The sequence below is a fragment of the Achromobacter aegrifaciens genome, assembly GCF_902859735.1.
Taxonomy (GTDB): domain Bacteria; phylum Pseudomonadota; class Gammaproteobacteria; order Burkholderiales; family Burkholderiaceae_B; genus Achromobacter; species Achromobacter aegrifaciens.
In genome coordinates this window covers 763742-778304 of the sequence record NZ_CADIJY010000001.1, presented here as the reverse complement: position 1 = coordinate 778304, position 14563 = coordinate 763742, and the positions used below count along the sequence as shown (strand labels likewise).

9 protein-coding genes are annotated in these 14563 nt (G+C 66.5%); all 9 read right to left on the bottom strand.

Annotation, left to right across the window (positions count from 1 at the left end; all coding sequences use genetic code 11):
- Nucleotides 1-15: 15 nt before the first annotated feature.
- Nucleotides 16-942, bottom strand: coding sequence for a LysR family transcriptional regulator (locus HV766_RS03555; RefSeq protein ID WP_175180575.1), 927 nt, complete (start codon nucleotides 940-942; stop codon nucleotides 16-18).
- A gap of 64 nt (nucleotides 943-1006) precedes the next feature.
- Entirely contained in the window at nucleotides 1007-1705 is a 699-nt protein-coding gene (locus HV766_RS03550) for a glutathione binding-like protein (RefSeq protein WP_175180574.1), read from the bottom strand.
- Between the two features lie 80 nt (nucleotides 1706-1785).
- Entirely contained in the window at nucleotides 1786-2697 is a 912-nt protein-coding gene (locus HV766_RS03545) for a DUF6708 domain-containing protein (RefSeq protein ID WP_254593265.1), read from the bottom strand.
- Nucleotides 2698-2714: 17 nt separating this feature from the next.
- Nucleotides 2715-5351, bottom strand: coding sequence for a T6SS effector BTH_I2691 family protein (locus tag HV766_RS03540; RefSeq protein WP_054452035.1), 2637 nt, complete (start codon nucleotides 5349-5351; stop codon nucleotides 2715-2717).
- Nucleotides 5341-6186, bottom strand: a complete 846-nt coding sequence (locus HV766_RS03535) for a DUF4123 domain-containing protein (RefSeq protein WP_054452036.1) — start codon at nucleotides 6184-6186, stop codon at nucleotides 5341-5343. Before HV766_RS03535 ends, HV766_RS03540 begins: the two co-directional genes overlap by 11 nt.
- 17 nt (nucleotides 6187-6203) lie before the next feature.
- Nucleotides 6204-8906, bottom strand: coding sequence for a type VI secretion system Vgr family protein (locus HV766_RS03530; protein WP_175180573.1), 2703 nt, complete (start codon nucleotides 8904-8906; stop codon nucleotides 6204-6206).
- A gap of 14 nt (nucleotides 8907-8920) precedes the next feature.
- Nucleotides 8921-11617 (bottom strand): type VI secretion system ATPase TssH, encoded by a 2697-nt coding sequence (tssH, locus tag HV766_RS03525; RefSeq protein ID WP_175180572.1) that lies wholly within the window; start codon nucleotides 11615-11617, stop codon nucleotides 8921-8923.
- A gap of 18 nt (nucleotides 11618-11635) precedes the next feature.
- Nucleotides 11636-12727, bottom strand: a complete 1092-nt coding sequence (gene tssG / locus HV766_RS03520) for a type VI secretion system baseplate subunit TssG (RefSeq protein WP_175161300.1) — start codon at nucleotides 12725-12727, stop codon at nucleotides 11636-11638.
- Nucleotides 12691-14529: a type VI secretion system baseplate subunit TssF gene (gene tssF / locus HV766_RS03515; protein WP_175161380.1), complete on the bottom strand. Its 1839-nt coding sequence runs from the start codon at nucleotides 14527-14529 to the stop codon at nucleotides 12691-12693. Before tssF ends, tssG begins: the two co-directional genes overlap by 37 nt.
- Nucleotides 14530-14563 lie beyond the last annotated feature (34 nt).

The window sequence follows — 14563 nt, the reverse complement described above, 5'->3', positions numbered from 1 at the left end:
GCCGTCAACAGGTCTTCATGAATCGTGAAGAGCCACCACCGGCCATTTGCCCTCGCGCGCCAGCGTGCGCGACACGTCGGCCAGCACCAGGCGGGCGGCCAGCGCCGCGGGCGACAGCTCGTCCTCGGACAGGCTGGCCAGCAGATTGGGGCGGTACAGGTGCGCGTCGTCGATGCGCGCCATGTGCAGCTGGCCCGGCGCGATCCGGGCCATGGCGGAACTGGGCTGGATGGTGGCCACGTGGCCCAGTTGCACCACGTCCATCAGCACCGGCAGGCCGTCCACCTCCACCGCCACCAGCGGCGTGCGGCCCGACTGCTGATACGCGTTGTTGACCAGCGCCCGCAGCCCGTGGCGTCCACTGGGCAGGACCAGAGGCAGATGCGCAATGGCCTCGATGCGCGTGGTCTCGCCGGCAGGCAAACCCGCCATGTCCGGCCGCGCCAGCAGGAACAGCGGCTCGTCCAGCAAGGGCGTCACGCTCCAGCGGCGCGCGGATTCGGCCTGGAACACGATGGCCAGGTCCAGCATGCGGCCATTGAGCATGTCGCTCAGATGGCCCGACAGCGCCTCAACCAGATGCAGGCGGATGTCGGGATAGCGCTCGTTCATGGCTTGCACGAAGGGCGCGCCCAGGATGGCGGCGGTGGTGGAAGGCAGGCCCACGCTGACGTGGCCCGCCAGCCTGGCCTGCTGCGCGGCATGTACCGCATCGTCGGCGTGGCGCAACGCCAATTGCGCCTGACGGAAGAACGCCAAGCCCGCGTCGGTGGGCTCCACGCCGCTGGCGCTGCGCCGCAGCAGCCGCGTGGACAGCTCGCCCTCCAGCCGGCTGATCTGTTGGCTGAGCGCCGACGTCACCATGCCTATGGACTGCGCGGCGCGGCCGATGCTGCCCGCCTCCACGACGCGGACGAAGTAACGCAGTTGGCGCAGTTCCATGGGCGGCCCCGGCTTTCCAGAAGGGATGACAGGGCCGATTGTAGAGGCAGGGTACGCGCCGGCGTTATCCGGGGATCGTCAGGCCCCTGGCCACCGCAGGACGCGCCACGAAGGCTTCCAGCACCCGGGCGACATTCTTGAACCGCGAGAACTCCACCAGCTCGCCCGCGCCGTAGAAACCCACCAGGTTGCGCACCCAGGGCAGGATAGCGATGTCGGCAATGGTGTACTCGTCGCCCATCACCCAGTCACGGCCTTCCAGGCGCTGGTCCAGCACGTTCAAGAGGCGCTTGGATTCTTCCGCGTAGCGGTCGCGCGGGCGCTTGTCTTCATAGTCCTTGCCCGCGAACTTGTGGAAGAAGCCCAGCTGGCCGAACATCGGGCCGATGCCGCCCATCTGGAACATGACCCATTGCAGGGTCTCATAGCGCCCCGCCGTGTCCGCCGGCAGGAACTTGCCCGCCTTGCTGGCCAGGTAGATCAGGATGGCGCCCGACTCGAACAGGCCCAGCGGCTTGCCCTCGGGACCATTGGGATCGAGGATGGCCGGGATCTTGTTGTTCGGGCTGAGCGACAGGAATTCGAGCGAAAACTGGTCTTTGGCGTCGAAGCTGACCCGGTGGACCTCGTAGGGCAGCCCGGTTTCCTCCAGCAGGATCGACACCTTCACGCCATTGGGCGTGGGCAGCGAATACAGCTGGATGCGGTCGGGGTGCCGGGCGGGCCACTTCTTGGTGATGGGAAAGGCGCTGAGGTCGGTCATGCGGGGGCTCCAGGGAGGGGCGGAAAGGTCGGGGTAATCCTAGCGCAAATCCGGTCCGCCGCGCCGCCGGATGAAATCCCCTAGCGCAGGTCTTCGGGATTCATCGACGCATCGCGCACGTACTTGTCGCCCGGCTCAGGTTGCAGCGTGGCCTCGATCTCCGGCGGAAACGCCGGGATCTTGCTGGTCTGCATCACCGCCCAGCGCATGATGGCATGCAGGTAGTTGAAGGGCACCATGACCAAATACATGAGGCCAGGGCTCTGCGCATCATTGGCGAAGATGCGTTCCTTGCTGAAGGCGAAACTCTCGCGCTTGCCGTCGACGGGCATGCAGTACAGGACCGCATCCAGCACCGCCTGAGGACCCTCTTCCATGTACCGGCGCAGGAACTCCCAGTGGGAATAGGCATTTTCGACGCGGCTGGTGGCGATGCAAAAGGCGAAGGTGTCCTGCACCGTGACGCCGTCCTCGGCCAGGATCAGGCCGCGTATGTCCCAGTTGAGCCAGCCGAACGTGCCCTTGCCTCGGCCCAGCGTGAAGTAAATCTTGTCCCAGGGCGCCGTCAAGACGGTGCCATTCAGCCGGAACACGTGTACCAGCCGGCGCTTGCGGTCCAGCGCGATGGGATAGTAGGTCCAACGGAACATCTCCTTGCACGCAATCCAGACGCCAGCCAAGCCCAGCATGGCGAACATCGCCATTCCGATGAAGATCGCTTCCCAGAGACCGTTCTCATTGGGCAGATCGCCCACTACCAGAATCCAGGCCAGCATCAGGATGCCACCCACACCAAAGGCGATTCCTATGGCGCCGATCAGTGCAATAAAGCCTCGCCAGCCATACCAGCGATCCACCGACAGCAGGCTGTTGGAATTCATCTTCACGACGCAGAGCTGCGCCAGCAGCGGCACATCGAGACGCTTCTTTTGCAGCAAGCGATGCTCGCGGTCGAACTCCGAAAGCGGACGATCGTTAGGGAACCTGGACATCAGTCCCGTAAAGTCCATCACGACCCTCCCAAGGCCACGCGCAGGCTGTTCATCTCTTGCTGCACCCCATAGTAGTAATCGGCCCCGGCCTGTCCCTGCAGTTTCCCCCACAGACAGCGCTTCAGCCATTCATCGATCTTGTTGCCCTTGAACTTCTCTATCAATATCGCCACGATGATCAGGAGCACCGCCGCGATCAGGCCCACGACCGTGGCCGACAGGGCGAACGCCCCGATGACAACCAGGCTGAGGATACCCGAGGCAAGGTAAAGCCCGCCCATCAAGCCGTTCTTTTCAATCGTGAATTGGTCCGCGGCAGATTTGAAATCGAACACGGCCATGATGACGCCAGTGACGACGCCTATGCGGCCGCCCCATCGCACCAGCAGAGAACCGGTGGTTTCAAGTCCCACCCCAATCCCCAGCCGCATACCCGCGGCCTGCCGGCTCTTGAGCGCCACGCCCAGTACGTCTGCCACCGAGCCGCCCGCCGACGCGATGCCGACCACGAACTTCCAGCTCGCGTCGCTGCGTTCGTGAGGCATGGCCGATTCCAGGTCGCTCCAGAGCTTGTACACCGCCACAGTCTGGAACAGGCAGCCGACGACGCCGACACGGACGTCCGTGTTGATCGCGGTGCGCCAGCGCGACAGTTCCCGGGCTTCGTATTCCTCGACCGTCATGGTGGTCTGCGCCAAGGCCCTGGCCCTATCGGCGGCCCGCAGGTCCGTTGACACATTGGCGGCAGCGTCCCTGTCCACCAGCATGAACCAGCGCTTCTTGTCGGTGCCCTCCAGCTGTTCGCCGCGCACTTCCAACCGCCGCAGCTCGTCCGCCACCGCCTGCTCCATCTGGCGCATGCTCACCTGGCTGCCATGCTGGCGCAGTACCTCGCGGATCAGCGCGGCGCGGAAAGCCTTCTTGCCGCCCTCGACTTCCACGATCGCCACGTTCTGCCGCGCCAGCAGGCCCACGTACATCGCCAGCTTGCGCGCGATGCCGCTATCCACGCCCAGCCTGAGCACATGCACAACCGGCCCCATGACCTGCTCCAGCAGGCGCGCGGTCTTGTCCATCTGACCTTCGCTCAGCACCTTGAGCCCGGTCTTGTAGGCCTCGTGCAGATTGCCCCAGGGGATGGCCTTCCAGTCGAGCGCCGCTTCGTGCGCCTCGACCACCTTCTTGACCACGAAATCCTGGTTGTGGAACATGGCGCGCAGCAACAGGTTGCGCGTGTCGTCCGGTTCCCCCTGTAGCCAGTCCGCATACTGCTTGAAGCAAATGCGCTTGTCCTGGGTTCCGTCGATGCACAACGCAAGAACCGTCTGGTAAACCGCACCGCTATCCGCGTTATTGGAGTCGTAGTTGCATTCGAACGAATCGAGCGTTTTCTGGCAGGTGATCCACGCCACGTGCGCCTTCGCCAAGGGCACGATGGTCGCCGCGTCGAATTGCGCCAAGCGCTCGTCGAATCCCTTCTGCCATGCCCTGCGCGCGTTCTCGTCGTAATTGTCGAAGTACTTCGACCAGGCTTCCCAGCGCACCTTGCCGCGCTCGGCCTCGGTCGGATGGCGATAGTCCTCCGCCTCGGCCATGCGCTGCTTCTTGTTCTCCGGCATCAGCCAGTCCGCCAGCATCTGGCCTACCGCCAGCCCCCCGGCCCCCGACCCTCCCGGGCCGGCTCCCATACTCGGAGTCGTGGTCCCATAGACCGTATGGTTGGTGGCATCCCGGCCTCTTTGCTCCAGGAACTCGCTCTCGGCCGACTGCATGATGATTTCGCTAAGAGACTCGATGGACTTCGACACGGTCAGGGGACGCAGGTCCTCCTTGTTCGATACGAAGTCGTCGAAGCGTATGCGCATCAGCCGCGCGAGATCCTGCAGGATTCCGGTGCTGTCCGGCAGCGCCAGCATCAGGCCCTTGCCGGGCAGGAAGGCCTCCGCGGCGTTCTCGATCATTTCCCCCATCCAGCCCTTCACGTCGTAATAGCCGACGGTGCTCCAACCCAGCAACTGCTGCTTCTGATGTTGATCCAGGTCGCGCTTGCGATGCACCTGGTAGTCCGCGGCCGTATCCTTCAGGGTGTTGATGCTCTTGGCATTGGCGTGCTTGCCGCTGCTGAGCCAGGCCTGCACATCGAACTTGAACATGTGCCGCTCGCGCATATCGGCGCCCTTCTTGCCCTTGTGCGCCTTGCACACGTCCTTGGTCCACTGCACGTCCGAAAACGCCAACCATACGAATGTCGCTTTTTTGGCGTTCGGAATAGTCAGCAGCGAAGCCTTGGCTTCGTGGTCCATCGTGCAAGTAAAGGTCCGGTCGCAGTCCTGCACCGGCTTGTCGAGATCAAAGTTGTACAGCGTGGCGTTTTCGTTGACGTAGTAGCCCTTCAGCTCAGAGCGCGCCTCGTCGTAGACGTACAGATAGCCCGGACGCAGCAGCCGCACGCCATAGCGCGCGCTGTCACCCAGGGGCCGCTCTGCCAGCTGCGGCGTGTTCAGGTCGCCGTCCAGCGCCGCAAAGGCACCGTCGTTCTTCAGCACCGCGTAGCGCAGCGGCATGATGGGCAGGCCGATCCGGTGAAACGGGCAATCCTCTCCGCAATCCAGCGACGAGCGCTTCTTCCCGCAGTTCTTTGCATCATCGGCCATCGGGCTCTCCAGTTCGTTCCATATCCGCGCGCACGCTGGACCAGTCCTCATCGGACAGGTCCTGGACCGCAGCAAGGTAGGGGTAATCATCTTCGGGCTGCATTGCTGCCAGGCAGGCGCGGACCCGCTCGTGGCGGTGGAAGGCGGGGTGCACGTCCAGGGCATGCCGTGCAAACGCCTTGCGTTCCTGCGCGGTCGCCAGGCCCAGTTCGCGGGCCGTGCGGAAATGCGCCATCACCTTCTGGCCCAAGGCGACGCGCCCTTCGGGCTCCAGCGTATCCAGGTCCGACAGCACTTCATTCAGGGCCTGCACCTGGGTCAAGGCGAAGGACTGATCCACGCTCAGCTTCGGACGCGCCGCCCCCTCGGCGTCGGGGCGCGCCACCGCACGCCATGCGCCATCCAGGTGGAACACGAAGCGCTGCACCGGCCCGCAAAGCCAGACCAGCTGCGCCGGGTCCAACATCCATGGCAGCTGGACCAAAACGCGCGGATCAAAAAAGCGGAAAAAGCACGGGCCCTGTCCCGCGATGTCGACGATCATCCGCGAGCGCAGATGCGCGGCGACGGCATCGGCGGGCTGATCGGACTGCAACAGCAGCCCCAGCCAGAGATCCTCGCCATCGAGCAAGGCCTGGTTCAGGCTAGCCAGCGCCTGCGCCTTGTCCGCCGCTGGCATTGCGGTCAGGTCCACCAACCGGGGCATGAGTCCCGGCATTTTCCGTAGCGCCGGCGGCACCAGGGCTTCGGCCTGGACGCAGGCCGGCACGCCGGCCGTCCGCTCGTCCTGGATGAGGCCAAAGCCATGGGCGCTGAAAGCCTGGTAATCGAGCATGCCGCCTTCCTCCCGCCTCAACCCAGCGGCACCACGGCGCCGCCGCGCTGGGCCGCGCCGCGCACGCGCGCTTCGCACAAGGGGCTGGCTTCGTTGAAGACCAGGTTCGCCTGGCTGCTTTCCGGGCCGACCCAGTTATGCACGCCGGCCTTCAGCTCGACCTTCCCCGGCGCATGGAGCTGAATGCCGCCGCCTTCCACCCGCACATAGGCGCCGCCGGCCGTCGCCAGCACGCGCTTGGCCGCCTGCACCGTCACGCCGGCCTGCGCCGACGCGAAGGTCACCGCCTTTTCCGCGGACAGAGTCATCTTGGCATCCTGACTGTGCAGGCGCAGCTTGCCGCCCGCCGCATGCAGCAGCAGCCCCTGGCCCTGCACCGGGCTGCCGCCGGACGCCTTGCGGCCAAGCGTGAACAACACCGCGCCGCCGGCCACGCCCACCGCCAGGTTGGCGCTGCTGACCCAGTTCACGTCCGGCGCCACCTGCGCCAACGACGCCCCGGCCGCCAGGAAGGCGTTGGCCGGCGTGTATTGGCCGATGCCGCTGGGCGCGCTCACTTGGACCTGTGGTTCGCTATAGGCGGCAACGGGCTCGCCCTCGGGCGCGTCCTGCTTCGCGTCGATCACCTCCAGGACGTGCTTCAATGCATCCTGCGCCGGCAGTGTTTCCGGATCGTCTTCCAGCACCGCCTTCTGTCGCGCTGCCGCCTGCGCCAACTCCTCCGCTGAACGCGCCGCCCGCTCGATCTGCTTGGCCGCTTCCGAGCTGTCCAACAACGCACCCTCGGCGTTCCCGCGCAGGTCCGCGCTGATCAGCAGCCCGGAGCCGCCGCGCAGCGCCACGGCCTCGCGGGTCGACAGTTCCGCGCCGTGGCCCAGGTCCTGCAGTCTTTCGTTGTCGCGCTGCTGCTTGATATGACCGAGGTTCAAGCGGCTCTCTGCCTGCGTGGTCGACGCCGTCAGGCGCGCCTGTCCGGGCGTGTCATCGTGCACCAGCTGGTTGTAGCCGCCAGTGCCCTGCCCGCTGCTGGCAAGCGCCTGTGTCTTGAAGCCTGACATCACCACATTGTGCGCATGGCCGTCGGCGCCGCCCGCGAACCAGGCGGGCGCGTTGCCGGTGGCGTTGGCGGCGCCGCCTTGCACCTGGTTGTGCGCGGCGTCCTCGGCGCCTGCGCCGTTGTAGAGCGCGCCCACCACCACGGGGCGGTCGATGTCGCCGTGCAGGAACTCGACCAGCACTTCCTGGCCGACGCGCGGCACGAAGTTCCCGCCCCAGTCACCGCCCGCCACGGACTCCGCCACCCGCACCCACGTGCCAAGTTCGTCCTTGGCCGGCGCGTTCTCGTCGCCCGAAGGATGCTCCAGGCGGCTGCTGGAAGCCTTGCCGCGTTGCCAATGGAACTGCACCTTGACGCGGTGATCGCGGTCGGTGTGCACCGGCGCCTCGGCGCCCACCACCAGCGCGGTCTGCGCGCCGTACACGGTGGGCCGCGGATGCAGGCGTTCGCCGTGCCCGTCACGCGTGGCCTTGCGGAATTCCGTATCGATGCCGATGCAGGTAAAGGTATTGCGGTAGAAGTCGGCCTCGGCTGCCTGCGGACCGGTCTCGCCCAGCGCCTCGCGCACGGCGCGGCCCAGGTCCTCGTCGAAGTTGTTGCGGGCCTCGTGCCGCACGGCGATCGCCACATAGGCGGCCCCGCCCTGCTGATAATGCCCGGTCAGCTCAAAGCGCTGGCCCGGCGCCAGCGTGCGCACCGTGCCCGCGCCTTCGCAGCTGTCCTGGCCCACGCGCAGCGCGGCCAGCGCGATGTGCGCCAGGCGTTCGCCCTGCGCGCTGTCCTCGTAGGCGTACTGGCCGGGATAGTCGTTGACGACCAGATCCATTGCGCCCTTCGCGCCGCCTGCATCGACCTGGGCTGCCACCGGCCTGGCCTGGGCGCTGCGGTAGTCCCAGCTGGCCATGCGCACCGCATTGGTTTGCCAGCGTGCGCGCCGGCTCCATTGCTGGATGCTGTCCTCGGTCTCCGTCACGTCGGCGCGCGCGAAGCGCACGCTGGCCTGCGGGCCGGGCTGAAAGGCGCCGTTGTGGTCGGCAATGATCAGCGTGTGGCTGCCCTCGCCTTCGCCGGCCTCATGCTCCACCCAGTAGAACAGGCCTTCTTCGGCCAGCAGGCGCTCGACGAAGGCATGATCGGTTTCGCGATACTGCACGGTGAGGCTGCGCTTGGGGTAGGCGGCGCGGTCCTTCACCACCCAGCGCCATTGCGGCGCCAGCCCCCCCTGGTCCTTGTAATCGCCGAAGATGCTGTCGACGATTTCAATGACTGTCTTGTCCTGATAGGCAAAGCTGTCGCGGCGCGCGCGCAGAAACGCGAGCCAGGGCTCCAGCGTCAATCCATAGCGCGCCAGCCCGCCGTTGGCGCCCTGGAACTCGGCCGCCATGATGTAGCCATTCCAGACACGGGGCTGTTCGCGGCCCAGCGCGGTCTGCAGGCGCAGCGTCGCCGGCTTGCCCAGCAGTTCGGACAAGGGGATGCCGGCATCGTCCGACAGCGCAGTCAGTTCCAGCCGGAACGCGCCGTCCGACAGGGTCTCCGTGGCGGACAGCGTTTCCGCGACGAGCCGGTTGGCGCCCAGCGGCGTGCGCAGGTCCAGCAAACGGTTGGCCTGGTCGACCGACGCGATCGACATTCGGGAAAGGCCGGCATTATCCATCGGCATGTCAGACTCCGGCGTCAGGCAAGGCGGTAACGGAAATCGCCGTTCTTGCCGGCGGTAACGCGGATGCGGGCGATGGCCTCGCCCTGCGCCATGCGGCCCAGCACCTGTTCCGCGATTTGCGGCAACAGCGTGCCATTCAGGATGTGGTCGACGTTGCGCGCCCCCGTATCCACCTCGGTGCAGCGCGCCAGCACGGCCTCCACCAGCGCCTCGTCCCATTCGAAGACGGCGCGGTGATTGGCCTGGACCCGCTGCGCGATGCGGCCGAGCTTCAGCCCGATGATGCGGGCCAGCGCGTCGTCGTCCACCGGGTAATAGGCGATGGTCTTCATGCGGCCCAGGAAGGCCGGCTTGAAGGCCTTGTACAGCTGCGGCGCCAGCAGTTCCTGCAAGGCCTCGGGATCGGGCCGTTCCTCCGCGCTCTTGTTCAGGCACGCCTGCATGATGGCCGAGGACCCGACATTGGAGGTCAGGATGATGAGCGTGTTGCGGAAATCGATTTCGCGGCCTTCGGCGTCGTCCATCACGCCCTTGTCGAACACCTGGAAAAACAGCTCCAGCACGTCGGGATGGGCTTTTTCGATCTCGTCCAGCAGCACCACGCTGTAGGGCTGGCGGCGCACCGCCTCGGTCAGCACCCCGCCCTCACCGTAGCCCACGTAGCCCGGCGGCGAGCCCTTCAGGCCCGATACGCTGTGGGCTTCCTGGTACTCGCTCATGTTGATGGTGACCAGCTTGCGTTCGCCGCCATACAGCACGTCGGCCACGGCCAGCGCGGTCTCGGTCTTGCCCACGCCCGAGGGGCCAATGAAGAGGAACACGCCCTTGGGTTTGTTCGGGTCCTCCAGGCCGGCGCGCGCGGTGCGCACGCGCTGCGCGATGGCGTGCAAGGCATGGTCCTGGCCGATGACGCGTTCGGCCAGCAGGGGCTGCAGTTCCAGCACCGTGCGGATTTCGTCGTTGACCATACGGCCCAGCGGAATGCCAGTCCAGGCCGACACGATCTCGGCGATGACCTGCGCGTCCACGAAGGCCGGCACCAACGGCGCCTCGCCCTGCAAGGCGCGCAGTTGCTGCTGCAGTTCGGCCAGTTGTGCCTGGCCGGGCGTGACGGGTTCGGCCGCCTTGCCCGAGCGGCGCTTGCCGGCGGGCTCCGGCGTCACGTCCGTTCCCGCCGCTTCCAGTTCCTCGCGCAGCGCGTGGATCTGCCTGACCAGCTCGCTTTCCTGCTCCAGCCGCGCTTCCGCGTCCGTCAACGCGGCGCGCGTGGCGTCCATTTCCTGATCCAGTTCGCGCAGGCGCGCGGATTGCGCCGCGCCCGCCGCGGCTTCGCGGCGCAGGGCGGCGCGTTCGGTCTCCAGGCGCGCCAGGCGGTGGCGCGCGTCATCGATCAGTGCCGGCGTGGCGCTGCGGCCCAAGGCCACGCGCGCGCAGGCCGTGTCCAGCACACTGACGGCCTTGTCCGGCAGCTGGCGGCCGCTGATATAGCGGTGCGACAGACGCGCGGCGGCCACGATGGCCTCGTCCAGCACGCGCACGCCGAAGTGCTGCTCCATCAGCGGCGCCATGCCGCGCAGCATGCTGGCGGCCAGTTCCTCGCTGGGTTCTTCCACCTTCACGACCTGGAAGCGGCGCGCCAGCGCGGCGTCCTTCTCAAAGTACTTCTTGTATTCGCTCCAGGTGGTGGCGGCGATGGTGCGCAGTTCACCGCGCGCCAGCGCCGGCTTGAGCAGGTTGGCTGCGTCGTTCTGTCCGGCCTGCCCGCCCGCGCCTATCATGGTGTGGGCTTCGTCGATGAACAGGATGATGGGCGTGGAGCTTTGCTTGACCTCGTCGATCACATTCTTCAGACGGTTCTCGAATTCGCCCTTGACGCTGGCGCCGGCCTGCAACAGGCCCATGTCCAGCGTGCGCAGGGCCACGCCCGCCAGCGCCGGCGGCACGTCGCCCGCCACGATGCGCAGCGCCAGCCCCTCGACCACCGCGGTCTTGCCCACGCCGGCCTCGCCGGTCAGGATGGGATTGTTCTGGCGGCGACGCGTCAGGATGTCGATCATCTGGCGGATTTCGGCATCGCGCCCGATCACCGGATCGATCTTGCCTTCGCGCGCGCGCTCGGTCAGGTTGGCGGTGTATTGGTCGAGCGCCGGCGTCTTGGACAGGCCGGCAGCAGGGGCCGCGCCGTCCTGGGCAGCGTCCGCTGCCGGACTGTCGCCCAGCGCCACCGACTGGCCCGCCTCTTCGGAGCCCGCCGTCAGCGCGGCGAAATCGTGCTTCAGTTCATCCAGCCTGAACGATTCGAACAGGCGCGAACCGCGGCGCGCCAACTGGGCCAGGTCGGGCTCGGTCAGCAAGGCCAGCAGCAGATGGCCGGAACGGATGCGCGTGGTCTGCGTGTCCAGCGAAGCGATCAGCCAGGCATGTTCGAACAGCCGCGGCAGATGCGGCGAAAACACCGGCGTGCGGGTGTTGCCATTCTTGAAGCCGCGGATCTCGGCATTCAGGTCCGCTTCCAGCACCGAAGCCTCGATACCGCAGCGCCGCGCCACGATGCTGAAATCGCTGGCCGGCTTTTCCAGCAGCGCCAAAAACAGGTGTTCCAGGTCCACCTCATAGTGCCCCTGGGCCATGCACAGGCTGGCGGCGCGCTCGGCCGCCTGGCGGCAGGTCTGGTTGAGCTTTCCAATCAGGGTCTTCAAGGGTGTGGCCATATTCCAGGTCGTCTAGTCTCAATGTATGGTGTGCAATTCGTAGCTGGCGTCATCGCGGTCCGATGCCACCGCTTCGGTGCAAAGAAAGGAGTTCCAGCCCAGACGCGCGCCGCCGCCTTCGCCCAGCACGCTGCCGCCCACGTCTTCCTTGGCCATCACCAGCCGCACTTCGTATTCGAAGCTCATGCCGCCGAACATGGTCAGGAGTTTCTCCAGCGCCTGGGCGCGCGCGCCGCCGGGCAGGAAGTCGGTGAACGCGTCCTTGGACAAGGGGCCGATCCACAGCCGGATGCGCATGTCGCGCTGCCAGATGCGGTCGCCGGCCATGGCCGACACGCCCAGCACCGCGCCAGGCATGCCCAGCTGCGTGCGGTTCTGCGGCGGCACGTGATACCAGCGCCCGACGAACTGCTCCACCCGCAGCGGCACCTGGAAGTAGTCCGCCAGTACCCGTTGCAGGTAGGCCGCCGATACCGGCCGTTGGCGCGCGGCCGCGGCGTAGTGCGCCAGCGATTCGTCGAACACCCGACCCTGCCCCGACTGCAGGCGGTCGCGCAGCGCCGGATGGCCGATGCCGCCCAGCGCCAGCAGCAGCGGCAGGTAATGGTGGTCCTGTTCGGTCTCGTGCCGCACCGGCATGCGGTACTTCTTCCAGGCCGCATAGAACAGCGCCGCCGCCCGGTTGGAGAAGATATCGAAAAAGGCGCGGGCGCCGCGGTCGCGCCGCGAGCTCTCGCGCGTGCTCAGGATCTCGGTGTAATGCAGCGGCATGGCGCCCTGTGCGCCCAACAGGCCAAAGAAGGCCGGTTCGATCTCCACTCGTCCCAGGTTGCCTGCTGCCAGCGCCGCCAGCCGCGCTTCGGTGTCTTCCAGCGCCTGGCCCTGCTTGTCATAGGCTGTCAGCGCGGCGATCTCGCTGGCGGGAAAGCCCAGCGAAGACGAGTTCAGGAAGCGCAGGTGCGCGGGCACGGCATTGCGCGCGCGGCTGCCTTCCTGCCGCGCGAACCACGACTCCAGCACGCGCACGGCCTGGAAAAACTTGAAGCGCTGCGGCTCGGCCAGCAGCGATTCGATTACGCTAGGATCGCGTCGCCGTTGCATGGAGCGCACCGTAGGATTTCTTCCGCGCCGCGGCGCGACAGCACAACCAGCTGCACGAAGCTGTTGGCATGCACGTATAGGCCGAAAAAGCGGTTGATCACCGCCACGAAGGCATGCAGGCTGGTGCCGACGAAGTTGTCTTCGTTGATCGTCAGCCGGATCTCGATGCCGCGCACGAAGGTCGCGAACGGCTCGCCGGGCATCCAGTGCGTGGCAGGCTTGTAGTCCAGGCCGACCAGCCCTTCTATCTGGCGCGCCGCCACCGCGGAGTGCGACAGGTCATACAGCCGCAGCGTCTCTTTCAACGCAGGCAGACCGCTGTGGACCAGCGACAGGTGGTTCAGAGCCAGATGCGAAATAAGGCGCCAGTGCGCCGCCCGCCCCTGCTGGAAACGATGCGTGTGCGTCGGCCGGCGCAACATGCGGATCTCACGCGCGATCGAGCCGCCCTCCAGGAACAGGTCCCCGCCCGGCTGCCCCACCGCCAGATGCGCGGGCAGGTCACGGTTGGTGCAGGTCAGTTCCAGGCTGAGGGTCTCGGTCTGCGGCAGCGAGGGATCGAAATCGATGTCGACGATGGACAACTCCATTTCGTAGCCCGGACTGCGCTCGGCCACCATGGCATTGCGTCGCGCCGTCCAGTAGTGACCGGCGCCCTCGGGCGTTTCGCCATGATGCAGCGAATAGAAGGGTCGGAATTCCACCACCGAATCGCCCTGCATGTTCTGCCGCACCTGGCGCACGCGGTCGATCGAATAGATCTCGTAGCCATAGGCGCGGCGCGCGTCGGCCACCACCGGATAGGACGCCTGCGCATGGGTGACGCGGATGGGATCGGCGCGTTGCGCGAACAGGTTGACCACGGGCGTGCAGCCCAGCCGGAAATTGTCCGCGGAGGCCGACTCCAGCAGGCGCGCCGTGTTCGAATCCGCGCGCACGCCCTTCAATGCCAGATGCAGGGTGATTTCACGCACCGGCCCTGCCGCGCGCCTGAGCGCCGCGAGGTCGATGTCCACGAAGTTGAATTTCTCGGAGAACGCGAAGTACTCCGCCAGCAGCCGGTAGGCGGGATGCGAGCTGGCCGGGAAGTCGATCAGGGCTTCGTCCTCGGACAGCCCCACCTCCGCCAGCGGCACATCCTGCATGCGGTTCCAGCGGCCCGGCTGTGTTTCAAGATAGGCCGCGGCGGTGCGCAGGAACAGGCAGTCCCGCAGCGCGGCTACGAATGAGGGCTCGCCATGCAGGTATACGCGCAGACGGTCCACCGCCAGGGTGGAAAAATTCTGGGTTTCTGCCAGGCAGGCCAGCGTCAGCGACAACCGGCCCGTCACGCCCGCCGGCAGGCTGGCTGCAGACGGTGCATTGGCCGTGGCCGCGAACACCGCCTGGCGTACGCTCACCGGCGCCAGGGTCACGTCGTACGCCGTGCGGAAACGGCACGCCACGCCGCGCACGGGATGCGACTTCAATTCCGTGCCGCGCGCCATGCGCACCGGCGCGGTCAGCTGCGAGGCCATGCCGCCCATGTCGAACTGCGCCACCGAGCACGAAGGGAACGGGCGCAGGTAATGCGGGTACATGACCTCGAACAACGCTTCCGTGAATTCCGGATAATCGTCGTCCAGTTTCTTGTTGATGCGTGCGCCCAGCAGCGCGAACGATTCGATCATCCGCTCGACGTGCGGATCCTCGCAGGTTTCACCGGATAGCCCGAGCCGCGCGGCGATCTTGGGATAGCGCTGCGCAAAATCGCGCGACGAACCGCGCAGAAAGCCCAGTTCGCGTTCGTAGTAAGGCAGCAGTTCTTCCATCTTTCCCTTCTTCGCCGGCGGCGTGCCGCCGGCG

Bases quoted from the DNA above. Each gene is read 5' to 3' on its own strand.
- HV766_RS03540 (WP_054452035.1), bottom strand. From the start codon at position 5,351: ATGGCCGATGATGCAAAGAACTGCGGGAAGAAGCGCTCGTCGCTGGAT.
- HV766_RS03545 (WP_254593265.1), bottom strand. From the start codon at position 2,697: ATGTCCAGGTTCCCTAACGATCGTCCGCTTTCGGAGTTCGACCGCGAG.
- tssF (WP_175161380.1), bottom strand. From the start codon at position 14,529: ATGGAAGAACTGCTGCCTTACTACGAACGCGAACTGGGCTTTCTGCGC.
- HV766_RS03535 (WP_054452036.1), bottom strand. From the start codon at position 6,186: ATGCTCGATTACCAGGCTTTCAGCGCCCATGGCTTTGGCCTCATCCAG.
- HV766_RS03555 (WP_175180575.1), bottom strand. From the start codon at position 942: ATGGAACTGCGCCAACTGCGTTACTTCGTCCGCGTCGTGGAGGCGGGC.
- HV766_RS03550 (WP_175180574.1), bottom strand. From the start codon at position 1,705: ATGACCGACCTCAGCGCCTTTCCCATCACCAAGAAGTGGCCCGCCCGG.
- HV766_RS03530 (WP_175180573.1), bottom strand. From the start codon at position 8,906: ATGCCGATGGATAATGCCGGCCTTTCCCGAATGTCGATCGCGTCGGTC.
- tssH (WP_175180572.1), bottom strand. From the start codon at position 11,617: ATGGCCACACCCTTGAAGACCCTGATTGGAAAGCTCAACCAGACCTGC.